This window comes from Curtobacterium luteum, from assembly GCF_001475545.1.
Classification (GTDB): domain Bacteria; phylum Actinomycetota; class Actinomycetes; order Actinomycetales; family Microbacteriaceae; genus Curtobacterium; species Curtobacterium luteum_A.
Genome location: NZ_LDQC01000023.1, coordinates 1 through 22136, shown reverse-complemented (window position 1 = coordinate 22136; position 22136 = coordinate 1). Strand labels below are relative to the sequence as shown.

Below are 22136 nucleotides of genomic sequence, written 5' to 3'. Positions count from 1 at the left end.
CGGCGTGTCGAACGTCTGTTCGGGCTGACTGTCCACAGGATGTCGGACCCGATTGACATCATCGAACACATGTTCGAATATGAGGGCATGCAGTCGGCAGCGGCACTCGCGTCGCCGGGGGATCCAGGCGGGTCTCCCCGGACGGACCGTGCTGCCCGGCCCGTCCGTCGGGTCGACCACCTCGGGGACGCCCGTGCGGCGCTCGAGCGGATCACGAACCTGCGGTCCCGGGTCGCCGAGATGGAGGCCACACGGGTCGACACCGTCGTCGGGCTGCCGACGGCACCGGCGATCGCACCGCTGCTGCCCGGGGGAGCGATCCGGGTCGGGGGCACGTACGCCGTGCAGGACTCGGTGCTGCTGGCGATGACGATGCTGCAGGCGGCCTCGGCCGAGGGGGCCTGGTGCGCGGTCGTCGGGGTACCGTCCTTCGGGGTCGAAGCGGCAGCCGCGGCGGGGATCGACCTCGAGCGGCTGGTGCTCGTGCCGGACCCGGGCGACCAGTGGTTGACGGTCACCGCCGCCCTCGTCGACGTCGCGCAGATCGTGCTCACCCGGCCGCTCGGCCGCGTGGTGCCCGGTGACGTCTCCCGGCTCGCGGCGCGGCTCCGGCAGCGCGGTGGTGCGCTCGTCTCGCTCGGGTCCTGGCCGGGGGCCGACGTCTCGCTGCAGGTCACCGCCTCCGACTGGGGCGGCATCGGGCACGGCCACGGCTACCTGTCCGAGCGTCGGGCCACCGTGACGGCCACCGGGCGTGCCGGGGCGGTCCGCCCGGTGAGCGCCGAGCTCCTGCTGCCCGCGGCCGACGGCGCGGTCCGTCCCGTGGAACCGGCAGCGGCGTCGCGTCCGGTGCTGCGTCCGGTGGCGGTGGCGTCGTGAGCCCGCGGGGCCGGGCCGGTGCGTCCCGCGGTGCCGCGCCCCGGGTCGGGCTGCCGCGTACCGGGGCGTCCGGCGCGGGGGCGGCCCTGCACGGAGGGAGTGCTCCGGTCCTGCGCAGTGGGGCGGTCCCCGAGGCCCCGCCGACGCGCACGATCGTGCTCTGGTGCCCGGACTGGCCGGTGGTCGCCGCTGCCCGTGCGGCAGGCGAGCCACCGGAGCAGCCGTTCGCCGTCGTGGCCGGCGGGCAGGTGTTCGCCTGCTCCGCGAGCGCCCGGCAGCACGGGGTCGCGCGCGGGCTCCGGCTGCGCGAGGCCCAGGCACGCTGCCCGGGACTCGTCGTGCAGCCCTACGACGACGCCCTCGACCACCGCGCCTTCGAACCCGTCATCCGTGCGGTCGAGGCGGCGGTCCCCGGGGTCGAGGTCCTCCGCCCGGGGACCCTCGCGCTCCGGTCACGCGGGCCGGCCCGGTACTACGGCGGTGAACGGGCCGCGGCCGCCACGCTCGCGGGCATCGCCGCCGACCACGGCGCTCCCGGGGTGCGGGTGGGCGTCGCGGACACCCCGTTCGCCGCAGAACAGGCCGCCCGTGCCCGTCCGGTGCGGCCGGGGGAGCGGACCCGGATCGTCCCGGTGGGCGGATCGGCACCGTTCCTCGCCGACCTGCCGCTCGGTGTGCTCGGCGACGCCGACCTCGCGATGCTCCTCGATCGGCTCGGCATCACGACCCTCGGCGGGTTCGCCGCCCTCGGCGACGAGCAGGTGCGCGACCGCTTCGGGCAGGCCGGCGCCTTCCTGCACCGGCTCGCGAGTGGGCGGGACCCGCGCGAGATCGCCGCGCGCGAGGTCCCGCCGGAGCTCCGGGTCGAGGCGTCGTTCGAGCCGCCGCTCGACCGCGCCGACCAGGTGGCCTTCGCGTTCCGGCGTCCGGCCGACGAATTCGCCGAGCGCCTCCGCGTCGCCGGACTCGTCGCGACGAGCATCCGGGTCGGGATCGTCGACGAACGCGACATCCTGCTCGAACGGGTCTGGGTGCATCCCCGGTGGTTCGACGCGTCGGACGTCGTCGACCGGGTCCGGTGGCAGCTCGCCGGTGGGGTCGACCCCACCGGGCTCGAAGCGCCCGTCGTGCAGGTCGTGCTCGAACCCGTCGCGGTCGACGACACGGCCAACCACGAGCGCGGGCTCTGGGGCTCCGGGCCCGACGAACGGGTGCACCACGGGCTCGCGCGGGTCCAGGGACTCGTCGGGCACGACGGCGTCGTCACCCCGCGGATCGGCGGGGGCCGGACGCTGGCCGAACGCGTGGTGCTCGTCCCGTGGGGCGATGCCCCCGTCGGTGGTGAGCGCGCGCTCGCGACCGTCCGCGACCGTCCCTGGCCCGGCAAGCTGCCGGGGCCACCACCGGCGACGGTGCTCGACCGTCCACGTCCGGTCGACGTCGAGACCGCGTCCGGCGTCACCGTCGACGTCGACGACCGCGGCGTGCTCACCGGCGAACCCGAGCGCTTCCGTGCCGAGAGCGAGCGGGGCGGAAGGTTCGGTCCGGTGACCGCGTGGGCAGGGCCGTGGCCGCTCGTCGTGCGCTGGTGGGAGTCCGGCGGCCGACGCCTGCACCGGCTCCAGCTCGTCGACGACGGGGGACGGGCCTGGTACCTCGTGTTGGCCGACCACCGGTGGTGGGCCGAGGCCGTGGCGACGTGAGGAGCACCTGATGGGCTACAGCAACCCCCCGATCCCGTGGTCGCAGTTCGAGCGTGCCCTGTCCGACCGGCGCAGTCCGGGCAGTACGCACGCCGGCGACGGCGGCGACAGTCCCGCGTGGTCGCGGAAGCGTGAGAAGTACGTGCCGCCGTCGCTCCGACGCGACGACTCCGGCCCCGTCGCGCCGTACGCCGAGCTGCACGCGCACTCCACGTTCAGCTTCCTCGACGGCGCGAGCTCGCCCGAGGAGCTCTTCGAGGAGGCCGCACGGCTGCGCCTGCACGGCCTCGCGCTGACCGACCACGACGGCTTCTACGGCGTCGCCCGGATGGCCGAGGCCGCCGAGTCGTACCCGGGGATCGCGACCGTCTACGGCACCGAGCTGTCGCTCGGGCTCACCGAGCCGCAGAACGGCGTCCCCGATCCCGAGGGTACGCACCTCCTGCTCCTCGCCGACGGGCAGGACGGCTACCACCGGATGGCCGGGGCGGTGACGAACGCCCACCTGGCGGTCGGCGCCGAGAAGGGCCGGCCACAGTACGACCTCGACGACCTCGCGGAACGGGCCGGCGGACACTGGCGGGTGCTCACCGGGTGCCGGAAGGGTGCCGTGCGACAGGCACTCGAGCGGGGTGGTGAGTCCGAGGCCGAGGTCGCCCTGCGCCTCCTGCTCGACCGCTTCGGCACCGACCACGTCGTGGTGGAGCTCACCGACCAGGGCGACCCGCTGGACTCCGCCCGGAACGACGTCCTCGCCGCGCTCGCGGCACGGCACGCCCTGCCCGTCGTGGCGACGGGCAACGTCCACTACGCGACCCCGGCCCGGTTCCCCCTGGCCTCGGCACTCGCGGCGGTGCGGGCACGGCGGAGCCTCGACGAGATCGACGGCTGGCTGCCGGCAGCCGACACGGCGTACCTGCGCTCGGGTGCCGAGATGGCCAGACGCTTCGCCCGGTGGCCCGGTGCCGTCGAGCACAGCGTGACCCTCGCCGACGAGCTCGGGTTCACGCTGAAGACCGCGCGTCCCGGTCTGCCGAAGCTCGACGTCCCGGAGGGGCACACCACCATGTCGTGGCTCCGTGAGCTCACGTGGGAGGGTGCGCGGCGGTTCTACCCGGGCAGTGACGACGGAGTCGACCCGGCGAAACGGACCCGCATCGAACGAGAGCTCGCCGTCATCGAGGACAAGGACTTCCCGGGGTACTTCCTCATCGTCCGCGACATGGTGCAGTTCGCCCGGCAGCGGGGGATCCTCTGCCAGGGCCGTGGATCCGCCGCGAACTCCGCCGTCTGCTACCTGCTCGAGATCACCGCCGTCGACTCGATCCGGTACGGGCTGCCGTTCGAGCGGTTCCTGTCGGCACTGCGCGACGAGGAGCCCGACATCGACGTCGACTTCGACTCGGACCGCCGTGAAGAGGTCATCCAGTACGTCTACGAGAAGTACGGCCGGTTCAACGCGGCACAGGTCGCGAACGTCATCACCTACCGGCCGAAGGGGGCCGTGCGCGACATGGCGAAGGCGTTCGGGCACAGCCCCGGGCAGCAGGACGCCTGGTCGAAGCAGGTCGAACGGTGGGGGTCCGTGACCGAGAGCCAGGACCACGACATCCCCGCGCCCGTCGTGGACATGGCGCAGCAGGTGCTCGGGTTCCCGCGACACCTCGGCATCCACTCGGGTGGCATGGTGCTCACCGACCGACCGGTGGGCGAAGTCGTCCCGATCGAGCGCGCCCGGATGGACGGCCGGACCGTGCTGCAGTGGGACAAGGACGACTGCGCATACATGGGGCTCGTGAAGTTCGACATGCTCGGCCTCGGGATGCTCGCCGCGCTGCAGTACGCGTTCGACCTCGCCGCGGAGCACTGCGGCGAACGGTGGGACATGCACACCATCCCCAAGGAGGAAGCCGGCGTCTACGACCAGCTCTGCCGCGCCGACACGATCGGGGTGTTCCAGGTCGAGTCCCGAGCGCAGATGGGGTCGCTGCCGCGGTTGCTGCCCCGCGAGTTCTACGACCTCGTCATCGCGGTCGCCCTCGTGCGCCCGGGGCCGATCCAGGGCGGCGCCGTGCACCCGTACATCCGGCGCCGGACCGGTGCCGAGGAGATCACCTACCCGCACCCGCTGCTCGAACCCGTGCTCGCCCGCACCAAGGGCGTCCCGCTGTTCCAGGAGCAGCTCATGCAGATGGCGGTGGTCGTCGGCGGGTGCACGGGCGACGATGCCGACCTCCTCCGGCGGGCGATGGGGTCGAAGCGTGGGCACGAGAAGATCGAACGGCTGCGCGAGAAGCTCTACGAGGGGATGGCGCGGAACGACATCCACGGGGCCGACGCCGACGCCATCTACGCCAAGATCCAGGCGTTCGCGAACTTCGGCTTCGCGGAGAGCCACTCGATCAGCTTCGCGCTCATCGTCTACGCCAGCGCCTGGATGCGGCTGCACTACCCCGGGGTGTTCCTCGCGGCGCTGCTCCGGGCCCAGCCGATGGGGTTCTACTCGCCGCAGACCCTCGTGGCGGACGCTCGACGGCACGGCGTACGGGTGCTCCGGCCGGACATCCTGCGGTCGGAGGTCGACGCCACGATGGAGCCGCTCGACGAAGCCGGTGAGGGCGGAGCCGGCGGGCCGGTGACGACCGGTGACGACGGCTGCCTGGCCGACGAGCAGCCCGAGGTACCGCCGTTCGACCGGTCGCTGCCGGACGACACCGCACGGCACCGACGCGACGGTGCGTTCGCCGTCCGGCTCGGGCTGGCCGAGGTGACCTCACTCGGCCGCCGCAGCGCGGAGCGGATCGTCGCCGAGCGTCGGGCGAACGGGCCCTTCACCGACATGTCCGACCTCGCCCGCCGGGTCGGACTGACGACGGCGCAGCTCGAGGCGCTCGCCGCTGCTGATGCGTTCGCCTCCCTCGGCGAGGACCGCCGGAGCGGCATCTGGTCCGCCGGTCAGGCCGCGGCGGAACGACCGGACCAGTTGCCCGGCACCCAGGTGGTCGTGCAACCGCCGCTGTTCGGGCAGATGACGAGCGGGGACGTCCTCATCGCGGACATGTGGTCGACGGGGATGACGACGGACGACCACCCCGTCCGACACGTTCGACCGGTGCTCGAGCGCCGGGGCGTGCTGAGCGTCGCGGACACCATGACGGCGGAGAACGGTCGACGGATCGAGGTCGGTGGGATCGTCACCCACCGGCAGCGTCCGGCGACGGCATCCGGCATCACGTTCATGAACGTCGAGGACGAGACCGGGCTCGTGAACGTGATCTGCAGCGTCGGGGTGTGGGGGCGCTACCGGCGCACCGCTCGCGAGTCACCCGCGGTGATCGTGCGCGGGATCCTCGAGCGGTCGGCCGAGGGTGTGGTCAACGTGGTGGCGGACCGGATGGAGCACCTGCCGCTGGCGGTGCGGACCCGGTCTCGGGACTTCCAGTGACCGGTGTGCCGCGTCGCTACCGAGCATCGGGGATCGTGACGGTGACCTCGAGGCCACCGGACCGGACGTTGCGGAGGGACGCCGTGCCTCCCGCGCGTTCCGCGATCGCCCGGACGATCGCGAGCCCGAGCCCGGAACCGCCGGGCATGGTGATCGCACCCGTGGCGGGGTCCGGGTTCGGCCGTGACTTGCGGGCCTCGTCCGGCCGGGTGAACCGGTCGAACGCCACCGGGATGAACGACTCCGGGACTCCGGGGCCGTCGTCCGTGATCTGCAGGATCCCCTCGCCGTCGGCACTCCGCCACGAGATGAAGATCCCGCCACCGCGGGGGAGCGCCGCCACCGCGTTGCCCGCGATGTTCGTGACGAGCTGCGCCATCCCACCGGTGTCGAGCCGGTACCGCGGTTCCGAGGGGGCGTCGGTCCCCGCGCCGGGACCACCGGAGCCGCCGGGACCGGTGGTGGCGTGGCCGTGGGGGGCCGGCGCCTCCAGGTCGAAGTCGACGGTGATGTCCTTCGCCGACGCGATCAGCCGGACGCGGTCGACGGCGGCCATGACCTCGTCGCCCAGGTCCGACCACCCCGTCGTGGGCTGTTCGGCGCCGTCCTGCTCCCGGCGTTCGGACTCCTCGATGCGGGAGAGCGCGAGCAGGTCGTTCGCGAGTCGCGACAGTCGGGCGACGCTGAGCTTCGCGCGCTCGATGTGGGCTGCCAGAGCGGCTGCGTCGTCGCCGTCCAGCGAAGCCAGGTCGAGCTGGGTCGTCAGGATCGCGAGCGGGGTGCGGAGCTCGTGGCTCGCGTCGCTGACCATCTGGCGTTCGCGTTCCGTCGCCTGTCTGGTCCGGGCGAGGAACGCGTTGAGGGTGGTGGCGAGCGATGCGAGTTCGTCCCGGGCCGGACCCACCGGGAGTTCGGCGCGCTCGGGGGCGACCGACAGTCGCTCGGCCTCGCGCCGCATCCGGTTCACCGGACGGAGCGCCGTCGTGGCGAGCACCCACGACGCGACACCGAACGCGATGAGGATCGCCAGGCCGGTGAGGGACAGGGTCGTGGTGAGGTCGTCGACGACGAGAGCCTCGGCTTGCGAGTTGCGCGCGGCGACCACGGTCCACCGGCCGGCGCGGTTGACGGGGTGCTCGACGACGACCCGGTACTGCGAACTGGCGACGTCGATGACCCGCGTACCGGCTTGCTCCTCGGCGAGGCTGCCGAGTGCTCGCTCCAGGCGGCCCGGCATCGTCGAGAGCACGATGTCGCCCGACGGGGAGACCACGGCGACCAGTTGTGCGTTGCCGGGCTGCGAGAGGTCCGGGTCGCTGTCGACCTCGAGCGTTGCGACGTACGGGTCCGCGTCGGCGTCGAGCAGCGTCCGGGTGGCGCTCGCGACGACGCTGACGACCTGGAAGCGCATGACGAGCACGAGCAGGACGATCACGACCGCCGCGATCGCCGTCGACCCGATCGTGATCCTGGCCCGGAGCGAGAGCAGCCGGAGCGGGCGCACGAGGCCCCGGCGTCCGGTCGGCGCGTCCGACCGTCCGTCCGGGGTCGTGGTGCTCACGCCCCGACGAGGTCGAGGCGGTAGCCGCGTCCGCGGACCGTCGAGATCGCCACGGTCGCCTCGTGCGCCGTCAGCTTCTTGCGGAGGTACGAGATGTACTGCTCCACGACGTTCGGGTCGACGTGCTGCGAACCGTCCCAGACCTCCTCGAGGATCTTCGGCCGGTCGACCACGCTGCCCACGGAGCGCGCGAGCAGGCGCAGCAGCGCGAACTCCGTCGGGCTCATCGCCACGCGCTGGCCCTTGATCGCGACGCGACGCGCCTCGGAGTCGATCGCCACGTCGCCGACCTCGATCGTGCGGGGAGCGCCGGCGGTCTCGCGGCGACCGAGCGCGCGGAGCCGGGCGGTGAGTTCGGCGAACGCGAACGGCTTCGTGAGGTAGTCGTCCGCGCCGGCGTCGAGCCCGAACACCCGGTCGTCGACGGCGTCGCGCGCGGTGACGAGCAGGATGCGCACCGGGTCCTCCCGTTCGCGGATCCGTCGGGCGAGCTCGAAGCCGGACATGCCCGGCATCATGACGTCGACGACCGCCAGGTCGAACGACTGCTCCCCGAGTGCGATGAGCGCCTCGACACCGTTCTCGACCGCGACGACGCGGTACCCCTCGGCAGCGAGTCCGCGTTCCATGAGGGCGCGCATCTCGTCGTCGTCCTCGACCACCAACAACCGCATAGTGGACCTCCTCGCCCCCATCGTGGCATCGAACCTGTACGCGCGGGAGATCCCTGGGTCGATCCGGCTGAATCTCGTCACAGAACGCTCCCGGAGTAGAACGTTCTGTCCCGCGTTCGAGGGACATGAGGAGTGCTCTCTTCATTGCTAGGCTGCGATCGGACCGAGCGCGCCCGACGCTGGATCCGCACGGGGGCACCACCATGACCATGACCGAGACGCCGGACCACCCGGCGATCATCCGGCTCCGGGCCGAACTCGACGCAGCCTGGAAGAGCGTCTGCGGGCTGGCGGGCCTCGCGGACGACCGACGGGGGAGGGTCGTCGCGGAGCTGCGGACGGCCGTGCCCGACGTGGCGAGTCGCGCGGCGCTCCTGGCCGGGACGGACGCGGCGGTCGCGGAGATCAATCGCTTCGCCGATGCCGAGGTCGTCCGGGCCGACGTGCTCGACGCGGGTTCCGTGGTCCCGTCGACCGTCCTCTGGGACGACATCGTGCACACCGCCGCCGAGGCCGCCGTCGCCCGACGCTGAGCCACGCAGTGCCGGAGAGCCTCGTGCTCGCGCCGCCGAGTCCTGCGTGGGCGGACACGAGACTCGGGCTCGCCGGCCGAGCGACCGCGCGCCCGCCCGCCCGCGCGCCCGAGCGCCCGCGTCAGTCGTCCTCGCCGAGGAGCTCCTCGCGCACGCGCCGGATGTCCTCGAGCAACGCCCCGATCAGGATCCAGTGCTGCGAATTCGGCCGCAGGACCTCGAGGGGTGCCGTCAACGCCGGTTCCTCCACCACGGGCAGCTCGCTCGCCTCCACCCGCTGGCTGAGCGCCCGGACGTCGGCCCCGATCCGCGCGACCTCGGTGGCGATCCGACCGACGACCGGGTCGGCGACGAGGTCCGGCCCGGTGTTGTCCCGGATCGCCCGCGTCATGCCGGTGACCCGGGTGACGAGCACCCGGAGGTGTTCCGCGACCGCGACGTCCCGGTCGAGGACGTCCCGGTGCCGGCTCCGCCGGGGGTTCATCGTGAGCGACTCGCGGGCGGCCCCGATGGACGCCTCGGCACGGAGGTGCTGGGACCGCAGCGCGCGGGCCTGCAGCAGTGCCTCGTGCCACCGGTCGTGCTCCCACCCCTCGGTCAGCCCGACCGCGATCCGCTCGAACGCCGCCGCAGTGTCCCGAGCGAGCCGGGCGACGGCGAGGTGTGCGGGCTCGAGCAACACCGGCGGCACGAGCGCGGCGTTCACCCCGAGGGCGACCACCGCGCCGACGACGGTCTCGAGGATGCGGTCGGCGGAGTAGTTCGGGGTGACGACACCCGCGGTGAGCACGAGCATGCCGCTGATGCCGACCTGGGTCGCGGACGTCGGGGTCAGTCGAAGCGCCCAGGCGATGAGGATCGCGAGCACGACGACGAGGAGCACCACCCAGACGCTGTCCCCGAGCAGCAGGTGCACCCCGGTCGCGAGGACGACGCCGAGCACGACACCGGCGCTCCGCTCGAGCCCCTTCACGAAGGACTGGTTGATGCTCGGCTGCACCACGAGCAGTGCAGCGATGGCCGCGAAGGTCGGGAACGGCCCCTGGATGAGCAGCCGGCAGAGGAGCACCGCCGCGACCACCGCGACCGCGGTCTTGACGACCTGCAGGAAGGGGGTGCGGCTGGAGCTGCGGAGCCTCGCGACCGGGTTCACGACGACCACGGTAGCCACGAGCCGCACGACGGGCCGTGCACGAACGCGACGAAACCGCGCGGACACGGTTGACTGATCCCGTGTGGCCCAACCACGAGCGTGTCATCCCGCAGGCCTTCGCCGGCTCCGGGACCTCCGTGGTGGCCGCGCGCGCCCACTCGGTCGAGCCGTCGGGCAACGGCTACCTCTACGGCTACGAGGTCGACACGGTCGACCGTTCCGGGCAGCGGGCGACGGTCCTGACGTACGTCGACACCGGCGGCACGCACGACCAGAACAGCGCGATCGTCACCGACCCCGCCACGGGGGAGCCGGTCTCGGTGTGGGCGTACCCGAACGACCCGGGCCTGCCCGTCCTGCCGCAGGTGACGTACCGCGACGCCGTCGCCGAACTCCTCACCACGCTCGGCATGCCGGTCACCGACCCGACGCTGACGGTCGCCGCGTACCGACCGGGCAAGCGTGCCGTGGTCCGCGTCGACGCCCCGGAGGGCACGGTCTTCCTCAAGGTCGTGCGCCCGCACCGCGTCGCGCCGATCGTCCGGTCGCACGAACAGTTCGTCCAGGCCGGGCTCCCGGTGCCGCGCGTGCTGTCGAGCCGCGGCGACGGGCTGCTGGTGCTCGAACGCATCCGTGGGGTCCCGGCGGGCAGCCGCATCCTCGACATCGCCGACGACCCGCGGTTCGTGGCGTCGCTCGCCGCGCTCTCCGGCCGGATCGCCACGGTCCCGATGACCCAGCAGGCCCGTGCGGACGCCATGGACCACGCGGACTGGCACCGCCGCACGCTGGTGGCCGCGCTGCCGCAGGACGCCGAGGAGATCGACCGTCTGTACGACGCGATCGGTCGGCGCTCGATCGGGTGGACCAGCGGGACGAAGCAGGTCGTGCACGGCGACCTCCACCTCGAGCAGGTCTTCGTCGACGAGGACGAGCCCTGGCGCATCTCCGGACTGCTCGACATCGACACCGCGGGCTGGGGCTACCCGGTCCGGGACGTGGGCGCCGTGGTCGCACACCTCGTGGTGACCGGGCTCTGGCACCGGTCCCGCGGTGACGCCGACCGGGGCGCGGCAGCCGAACGGCTCGCGGACGCGATCGCGCGCGACTGGGTCACCCGGTACCCCTCGGAGGCCGACCGCATCGGCCCCGCGATCGGCGCGCAGCTCCTCGCACACGCGGGCGGGCAGGCGACGACCGGCTCCGCCACCGGGATCGCGACCGCGGAGCAGCTGCTCGCGGCGACGCGCGCCGCGCTCGCCGAGGCGACCCCGGTCGCACCGTCCGACGGTGTCGTCCGTCCGCGCTCCGCACCGCGGGTCTGACACCGGTCCGCCCGCCCTGCACCGCGCCTCCCGTCCGGGGCCGGACCGTGGGTCCGGCGCCGGTCCGCCGGTCCTGCACCGCGCCTCCCGGTCGGGTATGGACGGACCGGCCGGGAGGCGCGACGCGCGCGGGCAATGCCGACTCGCCTCCGTCGGTGGTCGAGGAGTAAACTGAGCGCGCACGCACCGCGTGCCCGCGCGTCCCGTCGCATCCAGACAGGACCGGTCTGCCGCTTGGCGGACGCGGGTGCCGGATCCGTGGCCGCCCCGAGGGGGCGTCACGTGCGTGTGACGGCGCCGGATCCCGGCGCGGGCCGTCACACGGTCACCCGGTGGGTGACCGCAGACACCCGCGTGGAACCGACCGCGGACGCTCCGGAAGCGTGGCGGCGGGGGACCGGCGGACGACGGGCCACGGTGGCCCGCGATGTGCCGGGACCACCTGGGCCCGGACGGAGACTTCCGCCGATCGGCGGCTCGCCCGTGGTGAACGGGCGGAACAGGAGGAGCGTTGGCTCGATCAGGCACCCGGCGTGCTGCCGGCGGGACGCGGACCGCGTCACGCCGCACCAGGCCGCTCGACAACGACGGCGTCATCCCCGTCCTCGCCCGCGCCGTGCGCGAGGTCGAGGCGGCGGCCCAGCGCGGACCGCTCAAGGCGTCGAACCGTTCGAAGTTCCAGGCGGTCGCCCTGCTCATGCGCGAGGAACGTGCACGGGTCAAGGCGGACGCGGAGCTCACCGACGCGCAGCGCGCCGAGCAGCTCAAGCGGCTCGACGGCGTGGCGACGATCCTCGCGAAGACCGCGGCGCGCGACACGAGCGTCATCCAGCTCCTGACCGAGGAGGCCTCCGTCAGCGAGGCGACGCGCACCGTCAAGCGCGACATGATGATCGCCGGCGGGATGGAGCTCCAGCCCGAGGACCTCGTGATCGCGACGGAGCCGGCGCCGACCGTCGAGACGCCCGTGCGCTCCGTCGTGCCGCAGGCGGTCGTGCAGCGCCAGCTCGCGAACCCGTTCCTCGCACCGGACTTCGCGCTCGCCGACCAGCCCGTCGCACACCCGCGCCGGCTGGCGAACTGGGAGCTCTTCGGTCCGCTCTTCAAGTCGTTCGAGTACGGCGCCGGCGGAGGAGCGGCGTCGATGCCGCTGCCGGAGCCCATGACGCTGCACTCGAAGTCCGGCACGACGCTCATGAAGCACCAGGCCGAGCTGGTCGCCGCCGCGTCGCACGGTCACCGAACGTTCCTGCTCGCCGACGAGCCGGGCCTCGGCAAGACCGCGCAGTCGCTCCTCGCCGCCGAGGCCGCGAACGCGTTCCCGCTGCTCGTGGTCGTCCCGAACGTCGTCAAGACGAACTGGGCACGTGAGGCAGCTCGGTGGGTCCCGAACCGGACCGCGACCGTCATCCACGGTGACGGCGACGACCTCGACGGGTTCGCCGACATCGTCATCGTGAACTACGAGATCCTCGACCGGCACGTCGGCTGGCTCGGCTCCTTCGGGTTCAAGGGCATGGTGGTCGACGAGGCGCACTTCATCAAGAACAAGGACTCGCAGCGATCGCGGTTCGTGCTGCAGCTCGCCGAGAAGATCCGCTCCCGGGTCGCTGCGCCGCTCCTCATGGCGCTGACGGGTACCCCGCTCATCAACTCCGTCGAGGACTTCCGCACCATCTGGGAGTTCCTCGGCTGGATCGACGACAAGAAGCCGCGCGCGAAGCTCATGAACGAGCTCGAGGAGATCGGTCTCACGCCGGCCGACCAGGGGTTCTTCACCGAGGCGCGGAAGGCCGTCATCGACCTCGGCATCGTCCGGCGCCGCAAGGTCGACGTCGCCGCCGACATCCCCGCCCGTCGCATCGCCGACATCCCGGTCGAGCTCGACGGTGAAGAGGGGCGTTCGATCCGCGACGCCGAGCGCGAGCTCACGGCGAAGCTCGTCCGCCGCTACCACCAGGCACTCGACGCCCGCACCGGGCAGGACCCGGTCGTCGGCATCGACCACAAGCTCGTCCGGCAGGTCGCGCGGTGGGAGCTCGAGGACCAGGACGCCTCGTCGCCCGGCGAGAACGTGTTCTCGATGGTCCGGCGGATCGGTCGCGCCAAGGCCCAGCTCGCAGCCGACTACGCCGCACAGCTCGCGTCGAACGTCGGGAAGGTCGTGTTCTTCGCGAAGCACCTCGACGTGATGGACCAGGCGGAGGAGGTCTTCGCCCGCCGTGGCCTCCGTACGGCGACGATCCGTGGTGACCAGACCCCGGCGCAGCGCACCGCCGAGATCGACTCCTTCGTGGACGACCCCGACGTCGCCGTCATCGTCTGCTCGCTCACCGCGGCGGGCGTCGGCCTCAACCTGCAGGTCGCGTCGAACGTCGTGCTGGCCGAGCTGTCGTGGACGAGTGCGGAGCAGACGCAGGCGATCGACCGCGTGCACCGCATCGGTCAGGAAGAACCCGTCACCGCGTGGCGGATCATCGCCGCGCAGACGATCGACACCAAGATCGCGGACCTCATCGACTCGAAGGCGTCGTTGGCCGCGCGGGCGCTCGACGGCTCGGACGAGGAGATCGTCGACTCGGGCGACATCCAGCTCGACGCGATGGCGGCGTTGCTCACCGAGGCCCTGGAGCGCGGGGGGCGGTAGCGGCCGGCGCGGCACGGCGCCGTTCGCGATCGCGTTCGCGTTCGCGTTCGCGTTCGCACAACCAAAGCCCGTCGGGACCACGGATTCACGTGGTGCCGGCGGGCTTCGGTTGTGCGCAGGCCGCTTCGGGCAAACGCGTCAGACGCGCGACTGGACCTCGGCGAGGGAGGGGTTCGTCGCGGTGCTGCCGTCCGGGAACACGAGCGTCGGCACGGTCTGGTTGCCACCGTTGACCTCGGCGACGAGCTCGGCCGTGCCCGGCGTCTGCTCGATGTCGACCTCGCGGAAGGGCACGCCGGCCTTCGTCATCTGGTTCTTCAGCCGGGCGCAGTAGCCGCACCAGCTCGTCGTGAACATCGTGACGCCGCCGGCCTCGGGCACGAACTGGTCACGGGTGATCGTCTCGCTCATGCGGTCAGGGTAACCCCGGTTCCTGGACACGCTCCGGCGCTTGTCCTACATGTCTTGACCTGCTTGTCCTACATAGGTAGGCTCGCGCCATGGAACCGATCAAGCGGGTGACCGCCCCCACGCTCGACGTCCTCGACGCACTGCTCGCCGCGGACGGACCGACCTGGGGACTGCTCGTCATCAAGGCGACCGGTCGGCAGGCGGGCACCGTGTACCCGATCCTCGAGCGGCTCGAGCAGCTCGGATGGATCGAGTCCAGCTGGGACGACGACGCCGAGCGGTCCGGGCCACGCCGACGGCTCTACGAGTTTACCGGCGACGGAGCGGTCGCGGCGCGCGGGCTCGTCGCCGCCCGGGCCGACGCCGCCCGTGCCGCCGCACGCTCAACGGGTGCCGTCCGTCCGACCAACCGGCCGGTGGCGTCGTGAGCGCGCTCGACCGCGCGCTCGTCGCCGCCGCCGTCGCGATGTCACCGACCGCGCACCGGGAGACCCGCCGAGAGCAGTGGGCCGCGGACGTGCAGGGTGCCGCCGAACTCGACCTCTCGCCGACCGCGCTCGCGTTCGGTGCCTTCACCACGGCGCTCTTCCACCGCCGTGCCGACCGTCGCACCACCTGGGGGACCACCATGACCGCAGTACCCGGCTCCGTTCGCCGTACGCCGCACTCGATCCCGACGATCCCGGTGCTCCTGGCGCTCGGGGTCCTGTCCTACTTCGCCGGCAGCGCACTGCTCGGTCTCCTGCAGCGGTACAACGGCTTCGCTGCCGCGATGCCGGTGTACGTCTTCGATGCCGCCGTGCTCACCGTGGTGCCGGGGATCTCCGTGTGCGCCAGCCTGCTGCTGGTCACCGGTGTGCGGCTCCGTCGGCGCGTGCTCGGTGGGGTCGGCGCGCTGCTCGTCGGTGTGCTCTGGTTCGCCCTGACGACCGGGACCGTCAACCCACCCGTGCACCCTGCGCTCTCGCTCGGCATCGTCGCCGCGGGGTGGCTCGCGGCATCGCTCGTCGTGCTCCGTCGACCGGGCTGGACGTGGTCCCTCCTGCTCTTGCCCGTGGTGGCGGCGATCCTCGTGTTCCCCCTGTCGAACAGCGTCTACGGAACGGAGCTCGCGTACTCGATCAAGGCGGCGATCGCGTCGGCGGTCGCGATCGTCCCCTTCCTGGTCGCGTTGCTCGCGGCGATCGTCGCCGGGCGGATGTCGACGGACTCCTCGACCCGGTTCGTGGCAGCCGAGGGAGCCCTGGTAGACAAGAGCGCGTGAGTGACACGCACCTCGAGATCGAGCGCACCTACGACCTGCCCGAGGGCGGCGACCTGCCCGACCTGATCGGCGTCGGGGGCATCCTGCAGTCCGACCGGCAGGAGCCGTTCGAGCTCGACGCCACCTACTGGGACACCGATCGGTACGACCTCGTGGCCGCACGGGTGACCGTCCGCCGGCGCACCGGGGGCACCGACGCCGGCTGGCACATCAAGCGCGCGGCCTCGGACACCGTCCGGCACGAGCAGCACTTCCCGCTCACCGACGACGCCGACACCGTTCCGGACGAGGTGCTCGCCGCGCTCTTCACCGAGCGTCGGGGGCGCGGCCTGCGTCCCGTCGTCCGGATCACCACCACCCGCACCGTCACGCGTCTCCTCGACGAGGACGGCGACCAGATCGCCGAGCTGGCGGATGACACCGTCCGGGCCCAGCGCCTCGACGACGACGCCCCCGAGACCCCGCGCACCTGGCGCGAGGTCGAGGTCGAGACCGTCGGCGGCGTCGACGAGCAGATCGCCCACGAGCTCTTCGCCGCCCTCGACGGACGCTTCGCCGCGGTGGGGGCCGGCCCCGCCGCCGTCTCGTCCAAGCTGGCACGCGGGCTCGCCGGCGCACCCGCACCGCGCCTCCAGACCGGTGACAAGCCCGAGAAGGGCACCGCCGCCCGCGCGCTCGCGAAGCGACTCCGGAAGCTGCGCGCCGCGCTGCTGGAGCAGCAGGCCGCTCTGCGCGACCAGTCGACCGCGCCGACCGTCGACCTCCGCGAGCTCGCATCGACCGCGCTCGGGATCGCCGCCGTCCTGGGCTCCTACCGACCGGCGTTCGCGCCGACCGAGGAGTTCGACCGAGCTGCCGAGGCGGCGGACGCGCTCGCCGTGGTGACCGCCCGGGCCGCACTCGCCGAGTACCTCGTCGAGCGGTTGCCCCGGGCGTCAACGCCGGCGCAGGACGCCCTCGTCGACGCGATGACCCGTGAACGGATCCTCGCCGCCACCCGCGAACGGCGGGCGCACACGATCCGCGACGTCGTGTCGTTCCTGCACACCGAACCGTTCCTCGAGCTGCTCGACGCGCTCGACGACGCCGTGGAACGGCCCGAGCCGACCGCGTGGGCCCTGCGGTCCCCGAAGCACGTCGCACAGGACGTCTCCGCGATCGAGAAGCCCCGCGTGCGCGACCTCGTGCGCGACGCCGTCGCCGACGAGGACGCCGAGGTCGCCGTGGTCGAGCGCGAGGCCGCTGCCCTCGCCGCGACCGAACTCGCGTGGACGGCGACCCTCCGCGCGCGGATGGCGATGGACGTCCTCGGCGACGACGCGTTCCCGCACGCGCTGTGGAAGCGGATCGGCAACGCGGCGGAGGTCCTCACCGAGCGGGTCCGCTCACTGCACGCGCTCGAGCAGCTGCGGGTGAACTCGGGGATCGCCGAGCGCGGCGGCGAGGGGACGTTCGGCTACGGCGTGCTCGCGGGCGACCGGGTGCGGCTCGCCGAGCAGTCCTACGACGAAGCCGTGCACACGCTCAACCGCGTGTGAGTGCCGTGACGGTGCCCCAGCCACGAGGCCGGGGTGCCGTCGCGGCGAGCTCAGCCGGCGGGGCGCTCAGTCGGCTGAGCGCTCAGTCGGCGGCGCGCTCAGCCGGCAGCGCGCTCAGCCGGCGGCGATCGGGTCCGCGTCCGCCGCGGCCGGCGAGACCTCGGCCAGCCCGAGCGTGTCGAGCAGCCACGCGAGCTCGAACGCCCGCTCCTTCCACGACGCGTACCGACCGCTCACACCGCCGTGCCCAGCGGCCATCTCGGTCTTGAGCAGCACCGGCGCTCCGACCTCACGCAGCCGTGCCGTCCACTTCGCGGGCTCGACGTAGAGCACCCGGGTGTCGTTGATCGACGTCACCGCGAGGATCCTCGGGTACTGCACGTCGTCGCGGACGTTCTCGTACGGCGAGTACTCGCTCATGTACCGGTACACCTCGGGGTCGTGCAGCGGGTCGCCCCACTCGTCCCACTCGATCACCGTGAGCGGCAGGTCCGGGTCGAGGATGCTCGTCAGCGCGTCGACGAACGGGACAGCCGCGAGGATGCCGGCGAACCGCTCGGGGGCGAGGTTCGCGACGGCGCCCATCAGGAGGCCACCGGCGCTCCCGCCCTCGGCGACGAGACGCTCGGCCGACGTCCGGCCGCTGTCGATCAGGTGCGACGCCACCGCGACGAAGTCGGTGAAGGTGTTCTTCTTCGTCAGGGTCTTGCCGTCCTCGTACCAGTGCCGACCCAGCTCGCCACCGCCTCGGACGTGCGCCACCGCGAACACGACGCCGCGGTCGAGCATGCTCAGCCGCATCACGCTGAAGCCGGGATCGATGGAGTGCTCGTACGAGCCGTAGCCGTAGAGGTGCAGCGGCGCGGGCTGCCCGGGCTCGACGGCGTCCCGGCGCCACACGAGCGAGATCGGCACGCGGGTGCCGTCCGCCGCGGTGGCCCAGTCACGCTCCTGCACGTAGTCGTCCGGGTCGTACCCGCCGAGGACCGGCTGACGCTTGAGGACGGTGACCTCCCCGGTCGCGAGGTCGAGGTCGCTCACCTCGGACGGGGTCACGAACGACGTGAAGCCGATCCGGAGCGTGGGCTGCTCCCACTCGGGGTTGCCCCCGAGCCCGGCGGAGAACAGGACCTCGTCGAACGGCACCTCGTGCGCGTCGCCGTACCCGTCGTCCTCGATCGGGATGATCGCGACGCGGGGGAGCGCCTCGGAGCGGTACTCGAGCGCGAGGTGCCCGGCGAACGCGTCCACCGACTCGATCCGGCGCTCCGGGTGGTGGGCGACGACGACGCGGCGGTCCCGCTCGGACGTGGGGTCGTCGGCGGGGACGTCGACCAGCTCGAAGTTCTCGGCGCCGTCGTTGTGCAGCACGAGGAACCGGTCGCTGCCGCCGACGATGGCGTGCTCGATCTCGTACTCGACGCCCTCGCGCCGCGGCCAGACGACCTGGAACTCGCCCGTGGGATCGGCCGCATCGAGCACGAGCGCCTCGGAGGTGATCTTCGAACCGAGCTCGATGACGATGTACTGCGACGACCGCGTGACCCCCACACCGACCCAGTACCGGTCGTCGGGCTCCTCGAACACGGCGACGTCGTCGGTGGCGGGCGTGCCGACGGCGTGGCGCCAGATGCGGTCCGGGCGCCAGGAATCGTCGACCGTCGGGTAGAACACGAACCGACCGGAGGGGTCGAACGTGGCGCCGGCGCCGGTGTTCGGGATCTCGTCGGCGAGGTCGCCGCCGGTCGTCAGGTCGCGCACGTGCAGCGTGTAGCGCTCGTCACCGGCGACGTCGACGCCGTACAGCAGCCGGGTGCCGTCGTCGGAGATGTCGTACGAGCCGAGCGAGAAGAAGTCGTGCCCCTCGGCGAGGACGTTGCCGTCGAGCACGACCTCCTCGCCCGGGAGCGCTCCGGGACCGCCGTCGGCAGGGGCCTCGATCGACGGTGGCGTCCAGTCGTCCGGACCGCTGATCGGCGCCCGGCACTGGACCCCGTACTGCGATCCCTCGGCGGTACGGGTGAAGTACCACCAGTCGCCCATCCGCACGGGGACGGAGAGATCGGTCTCCTGCACCCGGGCCTTCACCTCGCCGAAGATCCGGTCGCGCAGCGGCGCGAGGTGCGCCGTCGCGGCGTCGGTGTGGGCGTTCTCGGCCTCGAGGTACGCGAGCGTCTCGGGGGATTCCTTGTCCCGCAGCCACTCGTAGTCGTCGACGAAGTCGATGCCGTGGTGCGTCCGGGTGACCGGGCGCTTCGCGGCGGTGGGCGGGGTGGCCTGTTCGTGCTCGCTGCTCACCGTCCCACCCTAAGCGCAGGTGCCGTCAGGGAACCCGCGGTCCGGCCGCACGGGCAGCCTCACGCCGCCCGGCACGCCCGCACGACGACCGCGTCGGCGACCCGCACGGTGAAGGCCTCGACCTCGGCGGCCACGCCCTCGACCCGCCAGACCCGCCGCCGACGCCGTTCGGTCAGTGGTCGGAGCACGCCGGCACCGCACAGGCGCCGGACCACCGCCACTGCCCGGTCGCCGAGCAGTCCGTCGAGCGTGTCCTCCGTCACCGAGTGCTCCTGCGCCAGGACGACGACCAGCGCCGGCGGCAGCCCGAGGGCCTCGAGCCACGCCCGGTGCTCGCGGAGCACGAGGGCCGAGAGCGTCGCTTCATCGCAGACCGTACCGACCGCGATCGCCAGGTCGCGGACGAGGTCGTCCACGTCGCCGTCCCGGTACTCGGTGAGCCGGCTGAAGTACCGCGTCCGCTCGGCTGCCAGCGCGACGGCGACGGGCGGGGTCACCTGCGCGCTCAGCCCCCGACGACGGAGCACCGCGGCGACGAGCGCGCGGCCGATCCGACCGTTGCCGTCGGTGAACGGGTGGATCGACTCGAACTGGGCGTGGGCGAGGGCGGCCTGCGCGATCGGGTGGAGGTCGTCACGCTGCACGAAGGCGAGGAGGTCACGCATCAGCCCCGGGACCTCGGCGGCGGGCGGCGGGACGTACGTCGCCAGTCGCGGCGTGGTTCCGCCGCCGATCCAGTTCTGGACATCGCGGTACCGCCCGGCGTACCCGGCGTCCACCGGGTCGTCGGCCATGAGCGCTCGGTGGGCGGCGAGGAGTGCCGCTTCGGCGATCACACCGTCCGAGGCGCTCGCCGCGAGGCGCTCCAGCGCCGAGCCGGCCCGTGCCACGACGGTCGCGCTCGGGTTCGCCCGGCCGCCGACGGACGCGCGCGCCAGGTCGTCGAGGGTCGCGTACTCGTGCTCGATGCGTGACGAGGCGACGGCCTCGGTCCGGACCAGGATCGACGACAGCCCGGACAAGACGGGCCCGTGCTCGGCGTCGAGGGTCCGCAGCGCGTGTGCTGCGTGCGCGAGGAGCTGTTCGGTGCCGGCATCGGGTGACCACTCCGCCGCGGCGATCCGTGGCGGGAGCGAGGCCGCGACCTCGCGCAGCATCCGGTCGGCCCTCGGCCCGCGCGCACGGCTCTGCCACGGCACGACGACCTTCGCGTGCGCGGGCCACGGTCGTCCGATCGGCGCAGGCGCGGGCAGCCCATCGAGAACGGCCGCGGGGGAGGTCGGGCGCGGGTCGGGACACGGGACGGGGTGCACGATCCGCACGCTACGACGGTGCGCGAGCGCTCCGCCAGGAATCCGGATGTCGCATGCACGCGCCCCCGATAGCGTGGCAGCATGACCAACTCCTTCGCCATCACCGGTGCCCACGTCGTCCCCGTCACCTCCCCGGAGTTCGACGGCGGGGCGGTCGTCGTCGAGGACGGGAAGATCACGGCGATCGGTCCGGACGTCTCGCCGCCGGACGGCATGCCGGTGGTCGACGCGGCCGGTGCCTGGCTCGTCCCCGGCTTCGTCGAGGCACACGGCCACGTCGGCATCCACGAGGAGGCCAACGGTGAGGCCGGCAACGACACGAACGAGATGACCGGCCCGAACATGGCCGGCGTCCGGGCGATCGACGCCGTCGACATCCAGGACGAGGGCTTCCGCGACGCCCTCGCCGGCGGCGTCACGAGCATCGTCGTCAAGCCCGGCTCCGGCAACCCGATCGGCGGCCAGACCGTCGCGATCAAGACCTGGGGCGGCCGGACCATCGACGAGCAGCTCATCTCCGACTCGGTGAGCGTCAAGAGCGCCCTCGGCGAGAACCCGAAGCGCGTCTACGGCGGCAAGGGCCAGACCCCGTCCACGCGGCTCGGCGTCGCGAAGATCATCCGCGACGCGTTCGTGGAGGCGCAGAACTACCGCGCCGCCCGCGACGCCGCCGAGGCGAAGGGCGACCCCTTCGCCCGCGACCTCACCAAGGAGACGCTCGTCCGCGTGCTCGACGGCGAACTCGCGTGGGACCAGCACACCCACCGCCACGACGACATCGCGACCGCGATCCGCCTCGCCGAGGAGTTCGGCTACCGCCTCGTCGTGAACCACGGCACCGAGGCGCACAAGATCGCCGACGTCCTCGCGGAGAAGGCGATCCCGGTGATCTACGGACCGCTCTTCACCAGCCGGTCGAAGGTCGAGCTCCGCGACCGCGGCATCCCGAACCTCGCCACGATCGCCGCGGCCGGCGTCCGGGTCGCCATCACGACGGACGCGCCGGTCGTGCCGATCAACATGCTCGTCGACCAGGCCACCGCCGCCGTCAAGGAGGGCCTGCCGTGGCAGACCGCGCTCGAGGCGCTCACGGTCAACCCGGCTGACATCCTCGGCTTCGGCGACCGCGTGGGCCGACTCGAGGTGGGCCACGACGCCGACCTCGTTCTCTGGGACGGCGATCCGCTCGCCGCGACCAGCCGCGCGACGCGCGTCTGGATCGAGGGCGCCCAGGTGTTCGAGTGGGCCGACGGGCAGGGCGTCACGAGCGAGCGCTGGTGAACGGGTGACGGACGGGTGCGCCCGGCTCGTCGGCATCGCGGAGCGATGCGCCGGGCGCGCCGACCGAGCCTGCGGACGGGAGGCCCGTGGCGACGTCGCCACGGGCCTCCC

Annotated in this window: 16 protein-coding genes; 10 read left to right on the top strand and 6 right to left on the bottom strand. The window is 72.8% G+C overall.

What is annotated here, in order from left to right; all coding sequences use genetic code 11:
• Positions 1-69: 69 nt before the first annotated feature.
• From NS184_RS04000 to NS184_RS03990, 3 genes are read left to right on the top strand one after another with little or no spacing between them, the layout of a single operon-like run.
• Positions 70-879, top strand: a complete 810-nt coding sequence (locus NS184_RS04000) for a hypothetical protein (protein WP_242862965.1) — start codon at positions 70-72, stop codon at positions 877-879.
• Entirely contained in the window at positions 876-2582 is a 1707-nt protein-coding gene (locus tag NS184_RS03995; protein WP_430733534.1) for a DNA polymerase Y family protein, read from the top strand. Before NS184_RS04000 ends, NS184_RS03995 begins: the two co-directional genes overlap by 4 nt.
• A 10-nt stretch (positions 2583-2592) precedes the next feature.
• The gene (locus tag NS184_RS03990; RefSeq protein ID WP_058724846.1) at positions 2593-6027 is read left to right on the top strand and encodes an error-prone DNA polymerase; all 3435 of its coding nucleotides are present in this window, start codon (positions 2593-2595) and stop codon (positions 6025-6027) included.
• 16 nt (positions 6028-6043) lie between these two features.
• Here NS184_RS03990 and NS184_RS03985 read toward each other — a convergent pair whose 3' ends face one another.
• Together NS184_RS03985 and NS184_RS03980 are read right to left on the bottom strand one after the other, a co-directional pair.
• Positions 6044-7588, bottom strand: coding sequence for a sensor histidine kinase (locus tag NS184_RS03985; RefSeq protein ID WP_058724845.1), 1545 nt, complete (start codon positions 7586-7588; stop codon positions 6044-6046).
• Positions 7585-8262 (bottom strand): response regulator transcription factor, encoded by a 678-nt coding sequence (locus tag NS184_RS03980; RefSeq protein WP_058724844.1) that lies wholly within the window; start codon positions 8260-8262, stop codon positions 7585-7587. The genes NS184_RS03985 and NS184_RS03980 overlap by 4 nt, the downstream gene beginning before the upstream one ends.
• 203 nt (positions 8263-8465) lie before the next feature.
• Between NS184_RS03980 and NS184_RS03975 the strand changes: the two genes are divergently transcribed.
• Positions 8466-8795 carry a hypothetical protein gene (locus NS184_RS03975; protein WP_058724843.1) on the top strand — a complete coding sequence of 110 codons (330 nt, stop codon included), beginning with the start codon at positions 8466-8468 and terminating at the stop codon, positions 8793-8795.
• A gap of 121 nt (positions 8796-8916) precedes the next feature.
• Here the strand turns inward: NS184_RS03975 and NS184_RS03970 are convergent, their stop codons facing one another.
• Positions 8917-9948, bottom strand: coding sequence for an FUSC family protein (locus NS184_RS03970; RefSeq protein ID WP_058724885.1), 1032 nt, complete (start codon positions 9946-9948; stop codon positions 8917-8919).
• 80 nt (positions 9949-10028) lie between these two features.
• On the opposite strand from NS184_RS03970, the gene NS184_RS03965 reads away from it, so the two are divergent.
• Together NS184_RS03965 and NS184_RS03960 are read left to right on the top strand one after the other, a co-directional pair.
• Complete coding sequence (locus tag NS184_RS03965; protein ID WP_058724842.1) at positions 10029-11273, top strand: aminoglycoside phosphotransferase family protein; 1245 nt, start codon at positions 10029-10031, stop codon at positions 11271-11273.
• A 511-nt stretch (positions 11274-11784) separates the two neighbouring features.
• Positions 11785-13920 (top strand): DEAD/DEAH box helicase, encoded by a 2136-nt coding sequence (locus NS184_RS03960; protein WP_058724841.1) that lies wholly within the window; start codon positions 11785-11787, stop codon positions 13918-13920.
• A 138-nt stretch (positions 13921-14058) separates the two neighbouring features.
• Here NS184_RS03960 and NS184_RS03955 read toward each other — a convergent pair whose 3' ends face one another.
• A complete protein-coding gene (locus NS184_RS03955; protein ID WP_058724840.1) occupies positions 14059-14331 on the bottom strand; it encodes a mycoredoxin in 273 nt (90 codons plus the stop codon).
• 89 nt (positions 14332-14420) lie between these two features.
• Here NS184_RS03955 and NS184_RS03950 point away from each other — a divergent pair, with 89 nt between their 5' ends.
• Genes NS184_RS03950 through NS184_RS18190 form a run of 3 tightly spaced genes read left to right on the top strand, consistent with a single transcriptional unit; the run spans position 14421 to position 17133 of the window.
• Positions 14421-14759 (top strand): PadR family transcriptional regulator, encoded by a 339-nt coding sequence (locus NS184_RS03950; RefSeq protein WP_058724839.1) that lies wholly within the window; start codon positions 14421-14423, stop codon positions 14757-14759.
• Positions 14756-15595, top strand: a complete 840-nt coding sequence (locus tag NS184_RS18195) for a hypothetical protein (protein WP_058724838.1) — start codon at positions 14756-14758, stop codon at positions 15593-15595. Before NS184_RS03950 ends, NS184_RS18195 begins: the two co-directional genes overlap by 4 nt.
• A complete protein-coding gene (locus NS184_RS18190; protein WP_058724837.1) occupies positions 15592-17133 on the top strand; it encodes a CYTH domain-containing protein in 1542 nt (513 codons plus the stop codon). The genes NS184_RS18195 and NS184_RS18190 overlap by 4 nt, the downstream gene beginning before the upstream one ends.
• Before the next feature lie 114 nt (positions 17134-17247).
• On the opposite strand, the gene NS184_RS03935 is transcribed toward NS184_RS18190, so the two are convergent.
• Positions 17248-19431 (bottom strand): S9 family peptidase, encoded by a 2184-nt coding sequence (locus NS184_RS03935; RefSeq protein ID WP_058724836.1) that lies wholly within the window; start codon positions 19429-19431, stop codon positions 17248-17250.
• A gap of 59 nt (positions 19432-19490) precedes the next feature.
• Positions 19491-20588 (bottom strand): Fic family protein, encoded by a 1098-nt coding sequence (locus tag NS184_RS03930; protein ID WP_152998044.1) that lies wholly within the window; start codon positions 20586-20588, stop codon positions 19491-19493.
• A 237-nt stretch (positions 20589-20825) separates the two neighbouring features.
• On the opposite strand from NS184_RS03930, the gene NS184_RS03925 reads away from it, so the two are divergent.
• The gene (locus tag NS184_RS03925; RefSeq protein WP_058724834.1) at positions 20826-22025 is read left to right on the top strand and encodes an amidohydrolase; all 1200 of its coding nucleotides are present in this window, start codon (positions 20826-20828) and stop codon (positions 22023-22025) included.
• Positions 22026-22136 lie beyond the last annotated feature (111 nt).